20 protein-coding genes are annotated in these 22997 nt (G+C 72.6%); 11 read left to right on the forward strand and 9 right to left on the reverse strand.

All coding sequences use genetic code 11. The features are described 5' to 3' along the window. Nucleotides 1-119: 119 nt before the first annotated feature. Together scy and mce are read right to left on the reverse strand one after the other, a co-directional pair. Complete coding sequence (scy, locus tag ACFWI4_RS24205; RefSeq protein WP_387199758.1) at nucleotides 120-3968, reverse strand: polarized growth protein Scy; 3849 nt, start codon at nucleotides 3966-3968, stop codon at nucleotides 120-122. Between the two features lie 241 nt (nucleotides 3969-4209). Next, nucleotides 4210-4650, reverse strand: a complete 441-nt coding sequence (gene mce, locus ACFWI4_RS24210) for a methylmalonyl-CoA epimerase (protein ID WP_385405835.1) — start codon at nucleotides 4648-4650, stop codon at nucleotides 4210-4212. A 147-nt stretch (nucleotides 4651-4797) separates the two neighbouring features. Between mce and ACFWI4_RS24215 the strand changes: the two genes are divergently transcribed. The 3 genes from ACFWI4_RS24215 (at nucleotide 4798) to ACFWI4_RS24225 (ending at nucleotide 8592) form a co-directional block, all read left to right on the forward strand. Beyond that, nucleotides 4798-6000 carry an acetyl-CoA C-acetyltransferase gene (locus ACFWI4_RS24215; RefSeq protein WP_385405832.1) on the forward strand — a complete coding sequence of 401 codons (1203 nt, stop codon included), beginning with the start codon at nucleotides 4798-4800 and terminating at the stop codon, nucleotides 5998-6000. Nucleotides 6001-6040: 40 nt separating this feature from the next. Beyond that, nucleotides 6041-6997 (forward strand): methylmalonyl Co-A mutase-associated GTPase MeaB, encoded by a 957-nt coding sequence (gene meaB / locus ACFWI4_RS24220; protein WP_385405873.1) that lies wholly within the window; start codon nucleotides 6041-6043, stop codon nucleotides 6995-6997. A gap of 317 nt (nucleotides 6998-7314) precedes the next feature. After that, nucleotides 7315-8592 (forward strand): MFS transporter, encoded by a 1278-nt coding sequence (locus tag ACFWI4_RS24225; protein WP_387199762.1) that lies wholly within the window; start codon nucleotides 7315-7317, stop codon nucleotides 8590-8592. A gap of 43 nt (nucleotides 8593-8635) precedes the next feature. Here the strand turns inward: ACFWI4_RS24225 and ACFWI4_RS24230 are convergent, their stop codons facing one another. From ACFWI4_RS24230 to ACFWI4_RS24245, 4 genes are all read right to left on the reverse strand, one after another. Next, nucleotides 8636-9112: a MarR family winged helix-turn-helix transcriptional regulator gene (locus ACFWI4_RS24230; RefSeq protein ID WP_385405828.1), complete on the reverse strand. Its 477-nt coding sequence runs from the start codon at nucleotides 9110-9112 to the stop codon at nucleotides 8636-8638. Between the two features lie 104 nt (nucleotides 9113-9216). Beyond that, entirely contained in the window at nucleotides 9217-10017 is an 801-nt protein-coding gene (locus ACFWI4_RS24235; RefSeq protein WP_385405825.1) for an AIM24 family protein, read from the reverse strand. After that, the gene (locus tag ACFWI4_RS24240) at nucleotides 10014-10664 is read right to left on the reverse strand and encodes an AIM24 family protein (protein WP_385405822.1); all 651 of its coding nucleotides are present in this window, start codon (nucleotides 10662-10664) and stop codon (nucleotides 10014-10016) included. Before ACFWI4_RS24240 ends, ACFWI4_RS24235 begins: the two co-directional genes overlap by 4 nt. Before the next feature lies 1 nt (nucleotide 10665). Further along, nucleotides 10666-11298 carry an AIM24 family protein gene (locus ACFWI4_RS24245; RefSeq protein ID WP_387199832.1) on the reverse strand — a complete coding sequence of 211 codons (633 nt, stop codon included), beginning with the start codon at nucleotides 11296-11298 and terminating at the stop codon, nucleotides 10666-10668. A 249-nt stretch (nucleotides 11299-11547) separates the two neighbouring features. On the opposite strand from ACFWI4_RS24245, the gene ACFWI4_RS24250 reads away from it, so the two are divergent. From ACFWI4_RS24250 to ACFWI4_RS24265, 4 genes are all read left to right on the forward strand, one after another. Next, a complete protein-coding gene (locus ACFWI4_RS24250) occupies nucleotides 11548-11892 on the forward strand; it encodes a DUF3817 domain-containing protein (RefSeq protein WP_385405819.1) in 345 nt (114 codons plus the stop codon). After that, nucleotides 11889-12182 carry an MTH1187 family thiamine-binding protein gene (locus ACFWI4_RS24255; RefSeq protein WP_385405816.1) on the forward strand — a complete coding sequence of 98 codons (294 nt, stop codon included), beginning with the start codon at nucleotides 11889-11891 and terminating at the stop codon, nucleotides 12180-12182. The genes ACFWI4_RS24250 and ACFWI4_RS24255 overlap by 4 nt, the downstream gene beginning before the upstream one ends. Before the next feature lie 395 nt (nucleotides 12183-12577). Continuing rightward, nucleotides 12578-14356 carry a glycosyltransferase family 2 protein gene (locus ACFWI4_RS24260; RefSeq protein ID WP_387199769.1) on the forward strand — a complete coding sequence of 593 codons (1779 nt, stop codon included), beginning with the start codon at nucleotides 12578-12580 and terminating at the stop codon, nucleotides 14354-14356. A gap of 3 nt (nucleotides 14357-14359) precedes the next feature. Then, a complete protein-coding gene (locus ACFWI4_RS24265) occupies nucleotides 14360-16336 on the forward strand; it encodes a galactose oxidase-like domain-containing protein (RefSeq protein ID WP_387199772.1) in 1977 nt (658 codons plus the stop codon). A 21-nt stretch (nucleotides 16337-16357) separates the two neighbouring features. Here the strand turns inward: ACFWI4_RS24265 and ACFWI4_RS24270 are convergent, their stop codons facing one another. From ACFWI4_RS24270 to ACFWI4_RS24280, 3 genes are all read right to left on the reverse strand, one after another. Next, on the reverse strand, nucleotides 16358-17356 hold the full coding sequence (locus tag ACFWI4_RS24270; RefSeq protein ID WP_387199775.1) for a glycoside hydrolase family 6 protein: 999 nt from the start codon (nucleotides 17354-17356) through the stop codon (nucleotides 16358-16360). Nucleotides 17357-17448: 92 nt separating this feature from the next. Continuing rightward, nucleotides 17449-18432 (reverse strand): DUF5937 family protein, encoded by a 984-nt coding sequence (locus ACFWI4_RS24275; RefSeq protein ID WP_387199778.1) that lies wholly within the window; start codon nucleotides 18430-18432, stop codon nucleotides 17449-17451. A 36-nt stretch (nucleotides 18433-18468) separates the two neighbouring features. Next, entirely contained in the window at nucleotides 18469-18723 is a 255-nt protein-coding gene (locus ACFWI4_RS24280) for a hypothetical protein (protein WP_387199781.1), read from the reverse strand. On the opposite strand from ACFWI4_RS24280, the gene ACFWI4_RS24285 reads away from it, so the two are divergent. The 4 genes from ACFWI4_RS24285 to ACFWI4_RS24300 all read left to right on the forward strand — a co-directional run bounded on the left by ACFWI4_RS24285 (nucleotide 18722) and on the right by ACFWI4_RS24300 (nucleotide 22866). Further along, complete coding sequence (locus ACFWI4_RS24285) at nucleotides 18722-19978, forward strand: MFS transporter (protein ID WP_387199784.1); 1257 nt, start codon at nucleotides 18722-18724, stop codon at nucleotides 19976-19978. The two genes, ACFWI4_RS24280 and ACFWI4_RS24285, sit on opposite strands and share 2 nt — an antisense overlap. A gap of 171 nt (nucleotides 19979-20149) precedes the next feature. Next, the gene (locus ACFWI4_RS24290) at nucleotides 20150-20659 is read left to right on the forward strand and encodes a MarR family winged helix-turn-helix transcriptional regulator (RefSeq protein ID WP_385405800.1); all 510 of its coding nucleotides are present in this window, start codon (nucleotides 20150-20152) and stop codon (nucleotides 20657-20659) included. A gap of 90 nt (nucleotides 20660-20749) precedes the next feature. Next, nucleotides 20750-21091 (forward strand): DUF3817 domain-containing protein, encoded by a 342-nt coding sequence (locus ACFWI4_RS24295; RefSeq protein WP_385405798.1) that lies wholly within the window; start codon nucleotides 20750-20752, stop codon nucleotides 21089-21091. A gap of 74 nt (nucleotides 21092-21165) precedes the next feature. Beyond that, entirely contained in the window at nucleotides 21166-22866 is a 1701-nt protein-coding gene (locus tag ACFWI4_RS24300) for a methylmalonyl-CoA mutase (protein WP_387199789.1), read from the forward strand. The last annotated feature ends 131 nt before the right edge of the window (nucleotides 22867-22997 follow it).

Here is a 22997-nt window from a genome sequence, read left to right on the forward strand (position 1 = left end):
TCATCGAGCGGATACGTGTTTGATCTGGAGAATGACACTCCTTTTGGGTGGCCGACTGTGGGAAGGCTTGCCAGAATCTGTGACAAACCTCCCACTGAGCACGTAATGCGTGCTTCCTGCTAGCCGTCCGACGCCTTGCCGCCCGTACGGGCCGCCCCCGCGGCCGCACCCGCCTTCACTCCGCCGTCCTTGGCGCCCGCCGGGGCCTCGAAAGACTCCAACGCCTCCAGGACGTCCTGGACACGGGAGATCTCCGTGTTGATGTCCTCGCGCCGGCGGACCAGGACCTCCAGGTCGCGCTTGCCCTCCTCGACGGCGGCCTTCGCCTCCTGGATCGCCTCGGACCGGATCTTCTCCGCCTCGGAGACGAGCGAGGACTTCTTCTGCTCGGCCTCCTTCAGGAGCCCCTCGGCCTTGCGGACGGCGGCGATACGGACCTTGCTCGCCTCGGAGTTCGCCTCCGCCACCAGGTCCTTGGCCTTCGCCTCGGCCTCGGCGAGCTGCTCCTCGGCCGCCTTGATGAGCGCGTCGCACCGGTCGCCCGCGTTCTTCATCGCCTCGGACGACTCACGGCGCGCCCGCTCGTGCAGGTCCTCGATCTCGGACGTGACACGGTCGCGGAGCTCCTCGGCCCGCTCCCGGATCGCCGTCGCGTCCCGGCGCGCGCCGACCAGCAGCTCGTCCGCGTCCGTACGGGCCCGCTCCACGAGCGTGTTGCCCTCGACGGTCGCCTCGGAGACCAGCCGCTCGGCCTCGCCGCGCGCCACGCCGACCATCGTGTCGGCCTGCGACTCGGCGTCCGCCGTCGTCTTCTGCGCGCTCTGCTGCGCCTCCGCGAGCAGCTTGTCCGCCTCGGACGCCGTCTCGGTGATGAGCGTGTCGACCTGTTCGGCCGCCTCGGAGCGCTTCTTGTTGGCCTCCTGGCGCGCCTCGTCCAGCAGCCGCTCGGCCTCCTCGCGCGCCGCCGCCGTACGCCGCTCGCCCTCCTCCGTGGCCCGTACCTTGAAGCGCTCGGCCTCGGTGCGGATCCGCTCGGAGTGCTGCTGGGCGGAACCGACCGCCTCGGCGGCCTCGGCCCGCAGCCGCTCCGCGTCCCCGGTCGCGTCCGAGATGAGCTTCTCGGCCTTGGCCACGGACTCGGCGCGTACCCGCTCGGCCTCGGCCGAGGTCTCCATCGCGAGCCGGTCGGCCTCGGCCGTCGCCTCGGTGATGAGCGTGTCCACCTGCGCGGCCGCGTCCGAACGCATCCGGTTCGCGTCCTCCCGGGCGTCGGCGCGGGTGCGCGCGGCGTCCTGGTCGGCGTTCGCGATGGCGTCCGACACCTCGGTGCGCACCCTCTGGGCGTGGTCCGAGGCGTCCGAGCGGATCCGCTCGGCCTCCGCGATCGCCTCCGCGACCGTGCGCTCCGCGAGCGCGGTCGCGGCCTCCCGCTCCTCGTTCGCCTCGCGCCGCAGCCGGGCCGCGTCCTCCCCGGCCCGCTCGCGCTCGGCGTACGCGTCGGCACGGACCCGGTCCGCCTCCTCCTGCGCCTCGGTCCGCGTACGGTCCGCGGCGTGCTCGGCGGCCGAGCGCAGCCCGGTGATCTCCTCCTGGGCCTGGTCCTGGAGCCCCGCCACCGAGTCCCGCACCTGCTGCGCGGTCTGCTCGGCGCTGGAGACCATCTCCGTGGCGCGCCGGTCGGCCTCCTCGACCAGCCGTACGGCCTCGGTCTGGGCCTCCTCGACCCGCTTGCGCGCGGACGCGAGGAGCTCCTCGCTCTGCTCGCGGGCCCGCTCGCGCTCCTGGTCGGCCTCCTGGCGCGCCGAACCGAGGGTCTCCTCGGCCTCGCGGCGGCGCCGGGCGGCCTCCTCCTGGGCGGCGGCCAGCGTCTCGGCGCCCTCGGCGGCCAGGCGCTCTGCCGCGGCCTGCGCCTCGCTCCGCACCCGGTCGGCGCTGTCCTGGGCCTCCGACTTGAGCCGCTCGGCCTCCGCCGCGGCGTCCGAACGCAGCCGTACGGCGAGGGCCTCGCCCTCGGCACGGGACGCCGACGCGTCCGCGGCGGCCTCGTCGCGCCTGCGGTCGGCCTCGGTCTCGGCCTGCGCCTGGAGCGTGCGGATCCGCTCGGCGGACTCCGAACGCAGCCGGTCGATCTCCTCGGCGGCCTCGCGGCGGATGCGCTCGGCCTCCGCGCGGGCGTCGGACAGCGCCTGCTCGGCGGAGGCCACCCGCTCCTCGGCCTCGGTGTGCAGCCGGGCCAGCCCCTCGGCGGCCTCGGCCTGACGGGCCTCTATGGCCCGCTCGGTCTCCTCGCGCTGCCGTTCGGCGGCGCGCTCCGCGTCGGCCGCGATCGTCTCGGCCCGCTCCTCGGCGTCCGCGCGGTGCCGGTCGGCCTCGGTGCGGATCCGCTCCACGGCCTCCTCGGCCTGCCGGCGCAGCGTCGTGGCGCGCTCGATGGCCTCGGTACGGACCTTCTCGCTGTCCGCGGTGGCCGCCTGGCGCAGCTCGTCCGCGTCGGCCTTCGCCTTGCCGAGCAGTTCCTCGGCGGTCCGCGCGCCCTCCTCGATCTGCTGGACGGCCTCGCGCCGGGCCTCGGCGCGGATGCGCTCGCCCTCGGCGACCGCGTCCGAACGCAGCTGCTCCGCGTCACCGCGCAGCCGGCGGGCCTCCTCCTGGAGCTCGACCGTCTTGGCGCGGTACTCCTTGGTGTCGTCCTTCGCCGTGCCCTTGAGCTGCTCGGCGATGTCGTGCGCCTCGGCGCGCAGCCGGTCGGCCTCGGTCTCCGCCTCGGTGCGGATCCGCTCGGCCTCCTCGGACGCCGCCTTGGTGGTCCGCTTGGCCTCCTCGGACGCCTTGTCGAGCACGTCCTCGGCGGTACGGGCGGCCTTGGCGAGCTGGGAGGCGGTCTCCTCGGCGGTGAGGCTGCGCGCGCTCTCCTCGGCCTCCGCGACGATCGTCTCGGCCTTGCTGCGGGCGTCCGCGACGAGCTGCTCGGCCTCGGACTTGGTGGTCTCGGCCTCCTGGTTGGCCTCGCTGACCAGCCGGGCGACCTGCTCCTTCGCCGTGCGGGTGCGCTGCTCGTTGACGGACTCGGCGCTCGCGATCGTCTTCGCGGCCGCTTCCTTGGCCTCGTTGAGGACCTTGTCCGCCTCGGCCTGCGCCTCGCGCAGCGCCGTCTCCGCGGCGCTCATCCGCTGCTCGGCCGCCCGGCTCAGCTCACCGGCCTGGCGGCGGGCGTTGTCCGACTCGCTCGCCGTGGAGCTGCGCAGCTGCTCGGCGTGGTCGGTGGCCTCCTGCGCCTGCGTCGAGGCGGCGTTCAGCAGGCGTTCGGCGTCGGTGCGGGCACGGCGCAGCAGCGCCTCGGCCTCGGCGCGGGCGGCCTCGGCGTCGGTGGTGAGCCGCTGGCGCGCCTCGGCGGCGAGCCGCTCGGCCTCGGCGCGGGCCGCGGCGAGCGCCTGCTCGGCCTCGGCGCGGGACTCGTCCACCAGCCGGCGGGCCTGGGACTCGGAGCGGGCACGGAGCTGCTCGGCCCACGCCACGTTCTCGTTGACGTGGGACTCGACGGTCTGGCGGCGCTCCGCCAGCTCCTGGTCGAGCTGCTGGCGCCGGGTGACGGCCTCCTGGTGCAGCTCAGCCTGGAGCCGGGCCGAGTGCTCGGCGTGTTCCTGGAGGAGTCGCTGGGTCTGCGCACGCGCCTGGCTGATCTCGCGCTCGGCGTCCACGCGCAGCTGGTCGGCCTGCATCTGGGCATTGCGGAGCATCTGCTCGGCCTGATAGCCGATGTCGGACCCGTCGTAGGCAGGACGGGTCGCCAGACTGCGGCGCGCCTCGTGCAGCTTGGCGCGCAGCACCTCGACCTGATAGCCGCGGTCCTCGGCGTGCTGGACGGCCTTCTCCCGCTCGGTCTTCAGCCGTTCCATCTCGGCCTCGAACCGAGAGAGGTGGTCGACGTCAGCCGCCGGCTCTCGCTCCTGGCGTTCGTAGCCCCGCACTGCGCGGTCCCATCCGTCCCCTGGTCATGTAATTCCGAACGAGCACCGTTCTTCGGCCGAACGGGGCCCCCGGGGAATGGTGTCAGATCAACGGCGGAGCACGGGCTGCTGCCCCGACGCTCGCCCCCCGAAACCTGGACCCCGGCCCTTGGTCCCGCCCGCCGGAAGGCGCCGGGACCACGGCCGTCCCCCGCGAAAGGCGACGGCCGACCCCAACCCTACCGGCCCAGATATACGGAGGTCAGTGCTCAGGTGACTCAACCGCCGCCGAAGTGACCAGTTCTGTCAGTACTCCGTGGCAATCCTTGGGGTGGAGGAAGGTGATCCGGGAGCCCATGGACCCGGTCCTGGGCTCGTCGTAGAGCACCCGGACGCCCTTGTTCCGGATGTCCGCGGCGTCCCCGTCGACGTCCGCGGTGCCGAAGGCGATGTGGTGCACGCCCTCGCCGTTCTTGGCCAGCCACTTGCCCACGGCGGAGTCCTCGCGGGTGGGTTCCAGCAGCTGGAGGTAGGAGGCGCCGCCGTCGGACGTCTCGTTGATCTTGAGCATGGCCTCCCGCACGCCCTGCTCCTCGTTGACCTCGGAGTGGAAGACTTCGAAGCCGTATGTCGCACGGTAGAACTCGACAGTGGTGTCGAGGTCGAAACAGGCGATCCCGATGTGGTCGATTCGCGTCAGCATGGAGTCAGTGCAGCGCTCCCGGCGTGGTTACGCAACGTGCGCGCGATCACACTGCGGGCCGGATGACGGGTGGCCTACCGCTCAGTACATTCTCAGTAAACCCTCGTTCACTCCTCGGCTGTGCAGCCGGTAAGGGGATCGCACCTCATGTCTGGAACGAACAGCAACACCTCGGTGATCGTCGCGGGCGCCCGAACGCCCATGGGACGACTGCTGGGCTCGCTGAAGTCCTTCTCCGGGGCCGACCTCGGCGGCTTCGCGATCAAGGCCGCCCTCGACCGTGCGGGCATCGGCGGCGACCAGGTGCAGTACGTGATCATGGGCCAGGTGCTCCAGGCCGGGGCGGGGCAGATCCCGGCACGCCAGGCCGCCGTCAAGGCGGGCATCCCCATGAACGTCCCGGCCCTGACCATCAACAAGGTGTGTCTCTCCGGCCTCGACGCCATCGCCCTGGCCGACCAGCTGATCCGCGCCGGCGAGTTCGACATCGTGGTCGCCGGCGGCCAGGAGTCCATGACCAACGCGCCCCACCTGCTGCCGAAGTCCCGCGAGGGCTTCAAGTACGGCGCCATCGAGATGCTCGACGCCATGGCGTACGACGGTCTGACGGACGCCTTCGAGAACATCGCCATGGGCGAGTCGACGGAGAAGCACAACACCCGCCTCGGCATCCAGCGTCCCGTGCAGGACGAGATCGCCGCGCTCTCCCACCAGCGCGCGGCCGCCGCCCAGAAGAACGGCCTCTTCGAGGCGGAGATCACACCCGTCGAGATCCCGCAGCGCAAGGGCGAGCCGGTCGTCTTCAGCAAGGACGAGGGCATCCGCGCCGAGACGACCGCCGAGTCCCTCGGCAAGCTGCGCCCCGCCTTCACCAAGGACGGCACCATCACCGCGGGCAGCGCCTCGCAGATCTCGGACGGCGCCGCCGCCGTGGTCGTGATGAGCAAGGCCAAGGCGCTGGAGCTCGGTCTGGAGTGGATCGCGGAGATCGGCGCCCACGGCAACGTGGCCGGCCCGGACAACTCGCTCCAGTCGCAGCCCTCGAACGCGATCCTGCACGCCCTCAAGAAGGAGGGCCTGGAGGTCGGGGACCTCGACCTGATCGAGATCAACGAGGCCTTCGCGGCGGTCGCGGTCCAGTCAATGAAGGACCTCGGGGTGTCCACGGAAAAGGTGAACGTCAACGGCGGCGCCATCGCCCTCGGCCACCCGATCGGCATGTCCGGCGCCCGCCTGGTGCTGCACCTGGCCCTCGAACTGAAGCGGCGCGGCGGCGGTGTCGGCGCGGCCGCCCTGTGCGGCGGCGGCGGCCAGGGCGACGCCCTGATCGTGCGGGTGGCCAAGGCCTGACCCGCTTTCGCACGACCGACCTCTCGTGAACGGAGCTGTGATGCAGGACGTCTCCTCGCTGGTGACCCAGGCCAGGGAAGGACGGCCGCGGGCCGTGGCCCGGCTGATCTCCCTGGTGGAGGGAGCGGCACCGCAGCTCCGTGAGGTCATGGCGGCGCTGGCCCCATTGGCCGGCAACGCGTACGTGGTGGGGCTCACCGGCTCGCCCGGCGTCGGCAAGTCGACGTCGACGTCGGCGCTGGTGACGGCCTACCGGCGGCAGGGCAGGCGGGTCGGCGTCCTCGCCGTCGACCCGTCCTCGCCGTTCTCCGGCGGCGCCCTGCTCGGCGACCGCGTCCGGATGTCCGACCACGCCTCGGACCCCGGCGTCTACATCCGCTCGATGGCCACCCGCGGGCACCTCGGCGGCCTCGCCTGGTCCGCGCCCCAGGCCATCCGCGTCCTGGACGCGGCGGGCTGCGACGTGATCCTGGTCGAGACGGTGGGCGTCGGCCAGTCGGAGGTGGAGATCGCCTCCCAGGCGGACACCTCCGTCGTCCTCCTCGCCCCCGGCATGGGCGACGGCATCCAGGCCGCCAAGGCGGGAATCCTGGAGATCGGTGACGTGTACGTCGTCAACAAGGCCGACCGCGACGGCGCCGACGCCACCGCCCGCGAGCTGAACCACATGCTCAGCCTCGGCGAGTCCCGCGGCCCGGGGGACTGGCGGCCGCCGATCGTCAAGACGGTCGCCGCGCGCGGCGAGGGCATCGACGAGGTCGTCGAGGCGCTGGAGAAGCACCGGGCGTGGATGGAGGAGCGCGGCGTCCTGGCCGAGCGCCGGCTCGCCCGGGCGTCCCAGGAGGTCGAGACGATCGCCGTCACCGCGCTGCGCCGCCGCATCGGCGACCTCCACGGCGACCGCCGTCTGAGCGCCCTGGCGGAACGCATCGTCGCGGGCGAACTGGACCCGTACGAGGCCGCGGACACCCTGATCGAGGGCCTGAAGGAATCCTGACCCGCCGTGCGCGTCCCGGCCCGCCCCCGGCGCGCCGGGGCGCGGTGCGTCGTGCCCGCACCGCGCGGGTGCGCGCCGCGGGACGGCACGCCCCCTCGGGAGAGCGGCTCGCCGTGCCGGGGCGCGTCCCCGGCGAGGTCCGCCCCGGCGCTCGAAAAGGTCTGGCCGACCGCCGGGCACCGCTGTTACGTTGACGGCATGTTCCTCCTCATGGCATAGGGCCCGCCCAGGCCCGCGACGCGCACGCGGCACCGTCGCCGCGCCGTCGCGGCACTCAGGCGACCCCTGTCCCGCCTCGCTGTTGAGGAACATCACCCATGTCTGCGTCGTCCTCGCGGCCGTCCTACGCCGCGCTCTTCCGCATTCCCCACGCCCGCCGCACCTTCCTGGCGGCCATGACCGGCCGCCTCTCGTACGGGCTCGTCTCCCTGGCCATGATGCTCACCACCACCCGCGCCACCGGCTCGTACGCCGTGGCCGGCACGGTCATGGCGCTGTTCGGCGCGACGAGCGTGTTCCTGTCGCCCGCGCGGGCGGCCCTGATCGACCGGTACGGCGCCCGCCGCGCCCTGATCCCGATGGCCTCGCTCTACGCGGGCCTCCTCACGGCCTTCGCCGTCACCGCCTGGCGGCCCGGCGCGCCCGTGGCCGCCGTCGGCGCGGTGGCGGTCGCCGCGGGCGCGTGCACACCCCCGCTCGGTCCCACGATGCGCGCCGTGTGGGGCGAAGTGGTGCGGGACGAAAGGCTGTTGCAGCGCGCCTACAGCCTCGACGGTGTCGTGGAGGAGGTCCTCTTCGTCTCCGGGCCGCTGCTCGTCGGCGCGGTCGTGCAACTGGCGCCGCCCGCCGCGGCCGTGGTGCTCAGCGCCGTGCTGGTGTGGTCGGGGACCCTGGCCTTCGTCCTGTCCCCGGTCGTGGCGGGCGTCCGCCCGGCCGCCGCGCGGGCGGCGGGCGCCGGGCGCCGCCGGTGGGGCGGCCGGGCCCTCGCCCGGCCCGTGGTCGTCGCGGCGGGCGTCGGCCTCTCGCTCGGCGCGGTCGACCTGCTGGTCGTCGCGTTCGCCGAACGGCACCACCACGGCCCGGGCGTGGTGGCCTGGGTGCTGGCCGCGGTGTCGCTGGGCAGCGCGCTGGGCGGTCTGCTGAACGGCGCGGTCGACTGGCGTACGGCCCCGGGGACCCGGCTGCCGCTGCCGGCCGGAGCCCTGGGCCTCACCCTGCTCGCGGCGGGACTCGCCGACGGGCTCGGCACCCTGACCGTGGCCGTCGCCTGCGCCGGTTTCTTCGTCGCCCCGGCCCTGACCACGTCCTATCTGACGGCCGACGCCGCGGCCCCGCCGGGCTTCCGCACCCAGGCCGGGGCCTGGGTCAACACCGCGGTGAACGCCGGGAGTTCCGTGGGCACCGCCGGTGCGGGCCTGCTGGCGGGCCGGCTGCCGCTGGGGCTGTGCTTCGCGGTCTCGGGGGCACTGGCGATCGCCGCGGCCCTGGTCTGCGTACCCGGCGCACGAACCCCGCGCCCGGACACGGACGCGGGGTGCGGCGCGGCCGGCGGCGCGCGGTCCGAGGTGACGGAGGGCGCGCAACTGACCGGCTGAGCAAGGCTGTCGGGATCGTGCCGCGGGCGCGGCGAGCCGGGACCTAGGGCTTGCCGCGCTGCCCCAGCAGGTGTTCGGCGATCGGCCGCAGGGACTTGTGCAGGTCCTCCAGGGCCTCGGGCGACACCAGGTCGATGAAGTGCCGCCGTACGGAGGAGACATGGTGCGGCGAGACCTTCTTCATGGTCTCCATGCCGTGCTCGGTGAGGACCGCGTACAGGCCCCGCCGGTCGGACTCGCAGTTCTCGCGGCGCACCAGGTCCGCGTTCTCCATGCGCGTGATCTGGTGCGAGAGCCGGCTCTTGGACTGGAGGGTGGCGGAGGCCAGGTCGCTCATCCGCATGCGCACGCCCTCCGACTCGGAGAGGTTCACCAGGATCTCGTAGTCGTTCATGGTCAGCCCGAACGGCTGAAGGTCCCTCTCAAGCTGGTACGTCAACAGCCTGTTGACCTCCAGGTGGGTGCGCCAGGCGCACTGCTCCGCATCGGTCAGCCAGCGCGTGGCCGTCTCGGTCTCCATAAATGAAGTCTACCTAAAATGTTGAAATGCGAACTAGTGAGGGGTTGTGTGACGGTGCGCACGCGTTCGATGCGCGTTCGACGTCACACTCCGCAGACTACCGCTCACAGCCCGAAGCGACGCTGGAGGTCCCCCAGCTGTCCGGGAAGGCGCGGTGCCCCGGCCTGCTGCCCGTGCTGACCGGGCACCCCTCCCGCGCCCGGCACGCCCGCCTGCTGCGGGACCGCCCCCGTGGCCTGCTCGGCCATGAGGATCTCGGTGGACTGGAGCAGCACCGTGCCCGCCCCCACGAACTCGAACTGGTGCTCCTCGCCCGAGGCCCCGCCGAGGCCCGTCATCGCACGTAGACCGCCCATCACGCCGGTCATGTACCCATGGTCGTAGTGGTGGCACGGGGAGGGGCAGTCGGCCCATCCGACGAGGGCCTGCGGGTCCACCCGGATCGGGGGTTCCATGAACACCACCGGACCGTTGGACGCGGCCACGAACTTGCCGGTTCCGATCAGTGTCAGAAAGCCCGGCACGATCGACTGTTTGAGCGCGAGACTTGGCTGAAAAGCGAGCAAGTTGCCCGAGCGAATGGTCAGGTTGCCGTCGTCGAGGTCGTACGAATTCACGTCGAATGCCCGGTCGGCGAGCAGCATCTTGCCCGAGCCCTGCGCCACGACCCAGTCGCTCGCGTGCAGTGGCGAATGGAACGACGTACGGACAAGACGGTCAAGTCGACCGTGCCCGATGCCGTTGAACTCCATGGAGCCGTAGTAGGCGATCATCTTGCCCTTCTGGAGGAACCACTCGCTCCCCTTGAGCTCCACGCAGAAGGTGTACTTGTTGACGTTGTCGTCGACGGGCAGCGACATCGGATCGTGGATCACCGGGCCGCCCGGAACTCCGTACCCGCTCACAGCTTGTCCTCCGAGGCCTGGACGTACACCGAACCGCTGCCGCTCAGCTCCAGCTGGAACGCCTCGCCCGAGCCGCGTCCCACCATGTCGCGCCAGCCCAGCGCCGTGGACAGCTTGTTGCGGACGTCGCCGTGGTGCGCCACATAGGCCTGCGGGTCGACGTGCACCGTCCGCTGCGGGGTGATCGGGACCTCGAAGACACCGCCGTGCGCCATGACGGCCACGGCCCCGTGGCCCTTGAGCGTGGTGGTGAAGAGCCCCTGGCCCGTCACCTGGCCCCGCACCATGCCCATGACGCCGCCCTGCGACCCCAGGAACATCGTGCCCTGCTGGAGCGTCCCGTCGAAGGCCAGCAGCCGGTCCGCCTCGACGTACAGCGTGTCCCCGGTGAGGGTGATCACATGGACGTGGTGGCCGCCGTGCCCGAAGAACACCGTGCCCGAGCCCTCCACGGTCATCAGCGGCGTCGCCTCGTTGGCCAGACGGCGGCCGATCATCGACATCACCCCGCCCTGACCGCCCTGGATGTTGGGCGTGAACGACACCTCGCCCTTGTACGCGAGCATCGCGCCGCGCTGACTGAACAGCCGCTGCCCCGGCACCACCGTGGCCTCGACCATCTTCGAGTTCACCTCGCGGAACGCCATCTCACACATCCCCCGCGATCGTGTTGCGCTCACTGGGCTGGACGTAGACCAGTCCGTCGCCCTCGAAGCGCATCTGGAACGCCTCGCCGCCGCCCTCGCCGAGGAACGTGCGGAACGTCACACCGGACTGGAGCGTCTGCCGCACATTGCCCTGATGGGCGATGTACGCGCCCGGGTCGACCGTCAGCGGGTACTGGGCGCTGACCCGCAGCACCACCGCGGGCCCGTCCGACGTGATCGCCGCCTGGCCGTGGCCCTCGACGGTGGTCGTGAACAGACCGTTGCCCTGCGAGGCGCCGCGCAGTCCCGTGAACGTCGTGCCCGTGCGCAGGCCCGGGTCCGTGGCCAGCAGGTTGCTCGCCTCCACGTACAGCTTGTCCCCCTGGAGGGACACCAGGTTGATCTCCGAGGCCCGGTCCGCGAACCAGCACGTGCCGTGCCCCTTCACCTCCATCACCGTCATCTGCTCGCCGGTGAGACGCCGGGTCACCATCCCCCGCAGCCCCTCACCGCCCCCGCTCAGCTTCTTGAAGGCCATCTGCCCGTCGTACGCGACCATGGAGCCGTTCTTCGCCTTCACGGCGTCCCCGGTCATGTCGACGGCCAGCACCTTGCTGCCCTGAAGTCGAAACATCGCCACGGAGCGAAGGTAACCGCACCGCCGGGCGGCGGACAGGGCTCACGGGTGGATCCGTCCCCGATCCGTCCCCTAGGGGTTCCCGCCGGACGGTCCGCCGCGGTTCCCCCGCCGGAGGGTCCGCCCGGTGTGGTCCGGGCCCCGGACCCGGGATCGCCCCCGCCGGATGCCACAATGGCCGGGACGCTTGTGCGTGCGTTCACAAGGAAGCGTTCCCCCGACAGCGAATCCCACCGAAGGTGACCCGTGGACATAAAGACCGCCACCGCACTCCGCCGGCTCCGCCTGGTCTCGGCCCCCGAAGCCGTTTCCTTCCTGCTGCTGCTCGTCTGCTCGGTGCTGAAGCGGACCACGGACTTCAACGCCGTGCCCGTGATGGGCGCGGTCCACGGCGTCCTCTTCATCCTGTACGTGATCTTCTGGCTGGACGCGTGGAACCGCGCCCGCTGGAGCGCCGGCACAGGTGTCCTCTACTTCGTCCTCTCGGTCCTGCCCACCGGCGGCTTCTTCGCCGAGCGCAAGCTCAGGCGCGAGGCCGAGGACGCGGTCGTCGCCTCGCGCACCCTCGCCGACGGAGCGGTGAAGGCATGATCGTCGCCTTCTCCGTGACACCGCTCGGTGTCGGCGAGGACGTGGGGGAGTACGTCGCCGACGCCGTCCGCGTGGTCCGCGAGTCGGGCCTGCCCAACCGCACCGACGCGATGTTCACCTCGATCGAAGGTGACTGGGACGAGGTGATGGACGTCGTCAAGCGCGCCGTCGCCGCCGTCGAGGCGCGCGCGCCCCGCGTCTCGGTCGTCCTCAAGGCGGACATCCGTCCCGGAGTGACGGACGGCCTCACCTCCAAGGTGGAGACGGTGGAGCGGCACCTGTCCGCCTGACGCCCCGACCGCCCGACCGTCCGGCCGCTCTGCCCTCGGCCCCGCGGCCGCATGACGGTGTGTCGGCGGCCGGCACGCCCCGGGGCGCGAGCCCCACGTCCGAGAACCCCGGTCCCCAGGGCCGGGGTTCCGCCGTTCCGGCGGCCGGGGTCCTTGCGTGCCCGGGGACGGGTCCTCGCGTGCCGGCGGACGGGTTCGTCCGTGCCCGGGGCCGGGTTTCCGTGCCCCCCGGCCGGGTTCCTCCGTGCCCCGGGGCGGCCGGGGCGAAAGACCACCCGACCGCACGCTCCCCGTACCCGACCGGACGCGCCCCGTTCGACACATCGTCAGCCCTCCACTTGTGTGGGGGAGACGGCCGGGACGATCACCGGATCGTTCCACGACGGGAGGGCGATGTGCGGCCCGCGGGCTACGACTACGACACCTACAGCCGACTCGCCGGACCCCTGACCGAGCCGTCCGGCACCGGCTACCGGGTGCAGTACACCAAGCTCCTGTCGCGAGCGCCGCACCGGACGGCCGCCGTCGTGCTGACGGCCCTCGCCCCGGTCGTCACCGGCGCGCTCCTCGCCTACCTCGTGTGGCCCACCCACTGGGTGGAACGCGAGGGCGGCGAGCCGTGGCGGAACGCCCTCGACACCGCGATGCTCGTCACCGTCGGCCTGATCGAACTCTTCATGGCCGTCAACGTCGTGAGCATCGCGCACGCGGCACTGGCCGCGCGCGACCCCGTTCCGGTCCTCCCCGCGCACGGGACCCGGGTCGCCTTCCTCACCACGTACGTCCCGGGGAAGGAACCCCTCGCCACGGTCCGCGCCACCCTCGAAGGCGCGGTCGCCCTCACCCACACCGGCCCCCTCGACGTCTGGCTCCTCGACGAGGGCGACGACGAGCAGGCCAGGGCCCTGTGCGCGGAGCTCGGCGTCCGGCACTTCACCCGGCGCGGGGTCCCCGAGTGGAACCGCCCCGAGGGAGGCCACCGGGCCCGCACCAAGCACGGCAACTACAACGCGTGGCTCGACCTCTACGGGCACGCCTACGATTTCTTCGCCTCGGTCGACACCGACCACGTCCCGCTGCCCGGATTCCTCGAACGCATGATGGGCTACTTCCGGGACCCCGACGTCGCGTTCGTCGTCGGCCCCCAGGTGTACGGCAACTACGACAACCCCGTCACCAAGGCCGCCGAGTCCCAGCAGTTCCTCTTCCACGCCCTGATCCAGCGCGCCGGGAACCGCTACGGCTCGCCCATGTTCGTCGGCACGAACAACGTCGTGCGGATCGCCGCCCTCCGGCAGGTCGGAGGGCTGTACGACTCCATCACGGAGGACATGGCCACCGGGTTCGAACTGCACCGGCACCACAACCCGCGCACGGGACGGCACTGGCGGTCGGTCTACACACCGGACGTCCTCGCCGTCGGTGAGGGCCCCTCCACCTGGACCGACTTCTTCACCCAGCAGACCCGCTGGTCGCGCGGCGCCTACGAGACCCTGATCAAGCAGTACGGCACGGCGCTGTTCTCGATGCCGCGCGGCCGGCTCCTCTCGTACACGCTGATGCTCCTCTACTACCCGATGACGGCCGTCAACTGGCTGCTGGGCATGGTCAGCTGCTTCCTCTTCCTGTGGTTCGGGGCGTCCGGGACGCAGATCACCGCGTCCGTGTGGCTCATGCTCTACGGCGACGCCGCCGCCCTCCAGATCTGCCTGTACCTGTGGAACCGGCGGCACAACGTCTCCCCGCACGAGCCGGAGGGATCGGGCGGCCTGGCCGGCATGGCGATGTCGGCCCTGTCGGCCCCCGTCTATCTGAAGGCGCTGAGCGAGGCGGTCCTCCGCCGTCCCAGCCGTTTCGTCGTCACCCCGAAGGGCCAGGACGCCAGTGCCGACCGGCTCGGCACCTTCCGCGTCCACCTCGGCTGGGCGGCGCTCCTCGCCGTCTCGCTCGGTGCCTCGGCCGTCCTCGGCCACACCCACGCGGCGATGCGGGCCTGGGCGCTCCTGGCCATGGGCATCTCGCTCGCCCCGGTCGCGGTCTGGCTCCGCACCCGCGCCGCGGAGCGCCGGACCCGGTCGCTCGCGCCCGCTCCCGTACGGCTCCCCGACAGCCGGGAGGCGGTGACGGCCGCCACCCCCGTCCCCGCCGCCGGCCCCACGACAGGAGGCACCTAGTCCATGGCGTCCCGGCCCTCCACGAAGACGTACCGGCCCTCGAAGCGGACGAGGAGGACGCTGCTCGGCATCGCGGGCCTCGCCGTCGTCGCGGGGCTCAACGCCCCGGCCGCGCTCGGCCTCGCCGGTGAGACCTACCACGCGTACGAGATCTCCCGGCCCGCCTACCAGGCGCGGTACGGCTCCTGGAGCGGGGTCGACATCCCCGCGCGGTACCGCACCAACGCGATCCACGCGGCCCTGCTGCACACCGGGAAGGTGCTCATCGTCGCCGGGTCGGGCAACGAGCAGAAGAAGTTCGACCAGGGGTCCTTCGACACGATCCTGTGGGACCCGAAGGCGAACACCTTCAAGAGGATCCCCACACCGGACGACTTCTTCTGCTCGGGACACGCCCAGCTCCCCGACGGCAGGCTGCTCGTGGCCGGCGGCACCGCCCGCTACGAGAAGCTGGACGGCGAGGTCGTACGGGCCGGCGGCGGCATGCGGGTGAAGAACGAGAACCCCGACAAGGACGTCGTCCTGGGGAAGGGCACCGTCTTCCGCTCACCGGCCGGCGTCGACTACGTCAGCAGGGTCGACGTGACGGTCCCCAGGGCCAGGCGGAACCAGGTCGTCACCTACGACCGCAAGGGTGTGATGCAGCCCTGGCGGACCGAGGTCACCGCCGGGGAGGCCCGGGTCTTCGTGGAGGCCGAGGAGAAGGGGCCCGGTTCGGTCACCGACCGGCAGGCCCAGTACGAGATCGTCGGCCTGAGCGGCGAGGACGCCCGCAACACGTACGGCCTCTCGGAGAAGATCACCCTGGCGAAGCAGGACTTCCAGGGCATCAGGGCCGCCTACGAGTTCGACCCCAGGGCCGAGCGGTACATCCCCGTCGACCCGATGGCCAAGGCCCGCTGGTACCCGACCCTGGTGGGGCTGGACGACGGACGGGTCCTCGCCGTGTCCGGCCTCGACGACGTCGGGGTGATCGACCCCGGCGACACCGAGATCTACGACCCGGCGACCAAGCGGTGGAGCCCCGGGCCCCACCGCTACTTCCCCACCTACCCGGCCCTCTTCCTCACCGAGGGGGGCAAGCTCTTCTACCCGGCCTCCAACGCCGGGTACGGACCCGCCGGCCAGGGCCGCGAACCGGGCCTGTGGGACCCGCGGACCAACACGTTCCAGAAGGTGCCCGGCCTGCGGGACGCCGACCGCACGGAGACCTCCGCCTCGCTCCTGCTCCCGCCCGCACAGGACCAGAAGGTGATGATCCTCGGCGGCGGAGGCGTGGGCGAGTCCAGGAAGTCCACCGCCCGCACCGCCGTCGTCGACCTCAAGAAGAACAACCCGGTGTTCGAGGACGGCCCCGACCTGCCCCAGGGAACGCGCTATCTGAACAGCGTGATCATGCCGGACGACACCGTCTTCACCACCAACGGATCCCGCGACTACCGGGGCCGCGGCGCCAGCAACATCCTCAAGGCGCAGTTCTACGATCCCCGCACCAACACCTTCCGCGAGGCCGCGGCCCCCCGCGTGGGCCGCAACTACCACTCCGAGGCGCTGCTCCTGCCCGACGGACGCGTCGCCACCTTCGGCTCCGACCCGCTCTTCGACGACCGGAAGAACACCAAGCTGGGTCACTTCGAGCAGCGGATGGAGATCTTCACCCCGCCCGCGCTGCACCGCGACGGGGCGAGTCGCCCGGTGCTGGGCCCAGGTCCCGAGGAACTCGACGTGAACCACCGGGCCACGTTCGCCACCGCCCGTCCGGAACGGATCGCCAAGGCCCGGCTGATGCGGCCGAGCGCGGTCACCCACACCACGGACGTCGAGCAGCGGTCGATCGAGCTGGGGCTGACGAAGACGGCGGACTCGGTCACCGTCGACGTGCCGAGGGACCCGGCGCTGGTGCCGCCCGGCTGGTACATGCTCTTCGTGACGGACGCGCGGGGCACGCCGTCCGAGGCGAAGTGGATCCACGTGCGGTGACGCCCCGGGGCGCGGCGGCGGTCAGCCGGCCGGGCCCCGGGTCAGCTCCAGGGCGTACTCGGGCCACCACCGGCCGGCCGCCGGTCCGCCCCCGCATTCCCCGTCCGACTCGCCGGGCCGCTTGATCCACAGATAGGCGTCGAGGGCCGGTTCGCCGGTGGCCGTGGTCGGCGGGGTGCCGAGCGCCCGGCCCGGCGGGTTGCACCAGACCCCCTCCAGCGGACCGTTGCCGTTGCGGCTGGTGTCGACGACGAAGTGCTTGCCGCCGAGCCTGCGGGACAGACCGACGCCGTACTCCTTGCTGGCCGCGTCCGTCTGGAAGTTGGAGACGTTGAGCGAGAAGCCGTCGGCGTCCGCGACGCCCGCCCGCTCCAGGGGCCCGACCAGCCTCCCGGAGTCCGGGATCCAGGACGGGTTGCCGGCGTCCAGGTAGACCTTGGTGCGCGGCTGCCGCTTCAGCCGGACGACCGCATCGGCCAGCAGCCGCTCGCGTTCGTCGTGGTACTCGCCCGGAGTGCAGCCGTCCACGATGTGGGCGACCGCGTCCGGCTCCAGGACCACCAGGGCCCGGCCGTCACCGAGGGCGTCGGCGAACCGGCCGATCCACCGCCGGTAGGCGTCCGCGTCCGCCGCCCCGCCCGCCGAGTGCTGGCCGCAGTCCCGGTGCGGGATGTCGTACGCGACGAACAGCGCCGTCCGTCCCTCCCGGGTCGCGGAGCCGATCGCCGACCCGACCGCCGGGCCCGGGTCGGTCTCGCCGGCCGGCCACAGCGCGACCGGCTCCCGCGCGATCCGCCGCAGCGAGGCGGCGTCCGCGGCCCGGCCCTGCCGGCGCCACAGCTCGATCTGCCGGGCGGCCGGGCCCCGCGGGTCGACCCAGAAGGGGGAACGGGCACCGGCGTCCGTCCGGGTGGAGGCGCCACCGGCGACCGGGGCCCGTCCCGCCTCGGGCGCGGACCCGCAGCCCGCCGTGAGTCCGAGCACCGCGAGCGCCGCGAGGGCGTGGATCAGCCGGGGCATGCCGCTCCCTTGCGCGAGGGTGACCAACGGTCACCAATCGTGGCACAGGCGGACATTGCGGCGGGGAAGCGGCGTGGCGCGGCCGTCCCCGGTCAGCCGCCGCCCGACGCCAGCGCGATGCCGAGCGGGGTCCGCTCGTACAGCACCTGGTGCCCGTACCGGCGCGAGACGAGGAGGCCCGCGTCGCGCAGGGCGGTGAGATGCGCGGAGACCGACGACGGGGCGAGGCCCAGCCGGTGCGCGAGCGAGGTCGTGCCGGCCGGTTCGTCCAGCGCCGTGAGCACGGCGGCCCGCCCGCGCCCCAGGAGCCGTACGAGCGCGTCGGGACTGCGGTCCGCCGGTTCGGTCCACAGGCCGCCGATGCCGCGCGCGGGGTAGACGAGGGTCGCCTGCCACGGGGGTTCGAAGCCGCTGATCACGTCCGGCCACGAGAACACGCTCGGCATCAGGACCAGGCCCCGGCCGGCCAGATGCCGTTCGTGCCGGCCGCCGACCTCGACGGTCAGCGTGTGGGAACGCCAGCCGAAGCGCCGGTCGATCTCCGGGAGGAGCCCGCCGAGGCCGACCTCGGCGAGCCGCCGGGAGTGGAAGGCGACGTCGGCGTCCAGCAGGGCGCGCAGCCGTGGCCAGTCCGGTTCGACGAGGGTGTGCCAGGCCTGTTCCAGCAGGTCCGTCAGCTCCCGCACCATGCGGACGGGGTCGGCCAGCAGGGCCCGGCCGCGCGGGGACGCCAGGGCGCCTGGGGTTTCGGCGAGCGAACGGGCGCTCTCCTGCCGGGCCAGGTCCGGGTCGGCCGCGCGGACGGCGGCGATCTCGTCCTCGAAGGCCGCCGCATGGCCCAGCGGGGGTGGCCCGAGCCAGTCGGGGGAGTAGCCGCGCCGGGGCATCAGCAGCCACAGCGGGGAGAGGTCGAGCCCGTCGGCGGCCGCGCGCATACGGCGCAGCCAGGGCGCGTGATAGCCGTGCCGCGCTGGCCGGTTGAGCGTGCGGACCGCCTCCTGCGTCTCCCAGAGCGGCGACACCGCGAAGCGGCAGTTGAGGAGGTCGTCCTCCCCGAAGTGCAGCAGTGACGGCATGGAACGACCCCGGAAGATTCGGCTGGAGCCGAAACTCTACGGCTCCGCGACGGATCCCGGCACGCTGACCCCCATGCCGGAACCAGCCCCGAAGCCCACGACGACCGTGCCGACGCGCACGACGACCGTGCGGACGCCGACGCCCACGACGACCGTGCCGAAGCCGACGCCCACGACGGAGAACATCGCCACGCCCGCCATGCCCGCCATGCCCGCCACGCCCGCCATGCCTGCCACGCCCGCCGCGCCCGCCGCGCCGGACCCCGCGGCACCCGCCGGGGAGGGGGCCATGCAGGGAACAGGCGGGCGGGCCGGGCCGGCCGGGCGGGCCGGGTACGGGCCCGTGTTCGCCGTGCCCGAGTTCCGGGCCGTGTTCGTCGCGCACGCGTTCTCGCTGCTCGGACTCGTCGTCAGCGAGATCGCGCTCTCCGTCCTCGTCTACGGCCTGACCGGCTCCCCGCTGCTCAGCGCCCTCACGTTCGCGCTCGGCTTCCTGCCGTACCTGATCGGCGGGACCCTGCTCGCGGGAGTCGCGGACCGCTTCCCCGCCCGCCGGGTCCTGGTGGTGTGCGACCTGGTGTGCGCGGGCTGCGTGGCCGTGATGGTGCTGCCGGGCGCGCCCGTCGCCGTACTGCTCACCATGCGGGCCGCGCTCGCGCTGGTCGCCCCGGTCTTCCAGGGCACCCGGACCGCGACCCTCGCCGACGTCCTCGGGGACGGCGAACTGTTCGTGCTCGGCCGCTCCCTGCTGCGCATCCTGTCGCAGAGCGCGCTGCTGGCGGGCTTCGGCACGGGCGGACTGCTGCTCACCGTCGTCTCCCCGCGGCACGCGCTCCTCGTCACGGTCTGCACCTTCCTGGCCTCCGCCGCGCTGCTGCGCCTCGGCACCCGGCGGCGGCCCGCGCGGGCGGACCGGGGCCAGGCGCTGGTGCGCGACTCCCTGCGCGGCGCCCGCCAGGTGCTCGCCGACCGGCGGATCCTGGCGCTCCTGCTGCTGTTCTGGGTGCCGCCGATGTTCGTCGTGGCCCCGGAGGCGCTCGCGGCGCCGTACGCCGAGGGGCTCGGCGCCGGTACGGCGGGGCTCGGTCTGCTGATGTGCGCGCTGCCCGTCGGCACGATCGCGGGGGAGCTGTTCGCCGGGGCGCGGCTGCGGCCGGCCACCAGGAACCGGCTCACGCTGCCCCTGGTCTGCCTCACCCTGCTGCCCTACGCGGCGTACGCGCTGCGGCCGGGCCTGGGCTGGTCACTGGCCCTGCTGGTGCTCGCCGGCGCCGGATCGGCGTACACCCTCGGCCTCGACCAGTGGTTCGTGCGGGCGGTGCCGGACGAACTGCTCGGGCGGGCCATGACGCTCAACTCGGCCGGGCTGATGACGATCCAGGGCGTGGGCATGGCCCTGTCGGGCGTCGTGGCCGAGTTCGCCGGGGTCAGGGCGACGATCGTGGGCGCGGGCGTCCTCGGGACCGCCGCCTGCGCGGCCCTGGCGGTCGCCGCCCGGCGCGCCGAGCACGCGGCCGCGCGGGAGGGGCACGCCCCGGCCCGGTAGGAGTGGGCCCCGGCCCGGCCCGGTAGGAGCGGGCCCCGGCCCGGCGAGGGGGACCCGCCCCGGCCCGGCGAGGGGGACCCGGCGGCTCCCCGGTCCCGTCCCCGCGGGGCCCCGATATCGAAAAGCGAGACAGGGCTGACCACGATGTGACCGGCCGGTAAGGTCGTCGGCGTGCCGAAGCCGCTCAGCCTTGCCTTCGATCCCATCGCCCGCGCCGACGAACACTGGCGGCAGCGCTGGGGCGCCGTGCCGTCCATGTCCGCGATCACCTCGATCATGCGCGCGCACCAGATCCTGCTGGCCGAGGTGGACGCGGTCGTCAAGCCGTACGGACTGACCTTCGCGCGCTACGAGGCACTGGTCCTGCTCACCTTCTCCAAGGCGGGCGAGCTGCCGATGTCGAAGATCGGCGAGCGGCTCATGGTGCACCCGACCTCCGTCACGAACACGGTGGACCGGCTGGTGCGGTCCGGGCTCGTCGACAAGCGGCCGAACCCGAACGACGGCCGGGGCACGCTGGCCTCCATCACGGACAAGGGCCGCGAGGTCTGCGACGCGGCCACCCGCGACCTGATGGCGATGGACTTCGGGCTCGGGGTCTACGACGCCGAGGAGTGCGCGGAGATCTTCGCGATGCTGCGCCCGCTGCGGGTCGCCGCGCACGACTTCGACGACGAGTAGTCCGGCCCGCTCCCGCGGGAGGCGGGGCCGGAGCGGGCCCGGCCCGGGGGTGCGTGAAGATCGCGCAAATAGGGTGGTTACCCTCGTGCCATGAAGAAGAGCGTGTTGACCCGCTACCGCGTCATGGCCTACGTCACCGGCGTGCTGCTGGTTCTGCTGTGCCTCAGCATGATCGCCAAGTACGGCATGGGCATCGACGGGGCCGCGGACTTCACCCGCGTCGTCGCGATCGCGCACGGCTGGCTGTACGTCATCTACCTGATCTTCGCCTTCGACCTGGGCTCCAAGGCGAAGTGGCCGGTCGGCAAGCAGCTCTGGGTGCTGCTGGCGGGCACGATCCCCACGGCCGCCTTCTTCGTGGAGCGCCGCATCAGCCACGAGCTGGAGTCCAAGGTCGAGGACGCCGCCGCCCCCGCGGTCGCCGAGGTCTGATCCACACCGCCGTACGAGACCGTACGGCGGTTTGCCATCGACATTTACTAGGACGTCCTAGTAAATTTGAAGGCATGGACGCTCACGCCATCGAGGAAGGCCGCCGACGCTGGCAGGCCCGTTACGACGCTTCGCGCAAGCGCGAGGCCGACTTCACCACGCTCTCGGGTGATTCCGTGGAGCCGGTGTACGGTCCCCGGCCCGGGGACAACTACGAAGGCTTCGAGCAGATCGGCTGGCCCGGGGAGTACCCCTTCACCCGCGGGCTGTACGCGACCGGCTACCGGGGCCGCACCTGGACCATCCGGCAGTTCGCCGGGTTCGGCAACGCCGAGCAGACCAACGAGCGCTACAAGAAGATCCTCGCCAACGGCGGCGGGGGCCTCTCGGTGGCCTTCGACATGCCGACGCTGATGGGCCGCGACTCGGACGACGCCCGTTCCCTCGGAGAGGTCGGGCACTGCGGTGTCGCGATCGACTCCGCGGCCGACATGGAGGTCCTCTTCCAGGACATCCCGCTCGGTGACGTCACCACGTCGATGACGATCAGCGGCCCCGCCGTGCCGGTCTTCTGCATGTACCTGGTCGCCGCCGAGCGCCAGGGCATCGACCCCGCGGTCCTCAACGGGACGCTCCAGACCGACATCTTCAAGGAGTACATCGCGCAGAAGGAGTGGCTCTTCCAGCCCGAGCCGCATCTGCGCCTCATCGGCGACCTGATGGAGCACTGCGCCGAGAAGATCCCCGCGTACAAGCCGCTGTCCGTCTCCGGGTACCACATCCGTGAGGCCGGCTCCACGGCCGCGCAGGAGCTCGCCTACACGCTGGCGGACGGCTTCGGCTACGTGGAGCTCGGCCTCTCCCGCGGCCTCGACGTGAACGTCTTCGCTCCCGGGCTCTCCTTCTTCTTCGACGCGCACGTCGACTTCTTCGAGGAGATCGCCAAGTTCCGCGCGGCGCGCCGGATCTGGGCCCGCTGGATGCGGGACGTGTACGGCGCCACCTCCGAGAAGGCGCAGTGGCTGCGCTTCCACACGCAGACCGCCGGTGTCTCGCTGACGGCCCAGCAGCCGTACAACAACGTCGTCCGCACCGCCGTGGAGGCGCTCGCGGCGGTCCTCGGCGGCACGAACTCGCTGCACACCAACGCCCTGGACGAGACGCTGGCCCTGCCCTCCGAGCAGGCCGCGGAGATCGCCCTGCGGACCCAGCAGGTGCTCATGGAGGAGACCGGCGTCGCCAACGTCGCCGACCCGCTGGGCGGTTCCTGGTACGTCGAGCAGCTCACCGACCGGATCGAGGCCGACGCGGAGAAGATCTTCGAGCAGATCAAGGAGCGCGGGCTGCGGGCGCACCCGGACGGGAAGCACCCCATCGGTCCCATCACCTCCGGCATCCTGCGCGGGATCGAGGACGGCTGGTTCACCGGCGAGATCGCCGAGTCGGCGTTCCAGTACCAGCGCTCGGTGGAGAAGGGCGACAAGCGGGTCGTCGGCGTCAACGTCCACCACGGGTCCGTGACCGGCGACCTGGAGATCCTCCGGGTCAGCCACGAGGTGGAGCGGGAGCAGGTGCGGGTGCTCGCCTCGCGCAAGTCGGGGCGGGACGAGGTGGTCGTGCGGGGGGCGCTGGACGCGATGCTCGCCGCCGCGCGCGACGGGTCGAACATGATCGGCCCCATGCTGGAGGCGGTTCGCGCGGAGGCGACGCTGGGTGAGATCTGCGGTGTCCTGCGCGACGAGTGGGGCATCTACGTCGAGCCGGCGGGCTTCTGACCGACCCGGGGCCCCCGTGCTCCTGGCTCCGCCCGAGCCAGGGGTTCGGGGGCCCTTGCCGGTACTGGCAACCGTCCGCCCGCGCCAGAAGCCCTTTTCCTCGCCCCCTCCGCCCCTACCCGACCCGTACC

The sequence above is a fragment of the Streptomyces sp. NPDC127038 genome, from assembly GCF_042725875.1.
In the GTDB taxonomy this organism is placed as follows: domain Bacteria; phylum Actinomycetota; class Actinomycetes; order Streptomycetales; family Streptomycetaceae; genus Streptomyces.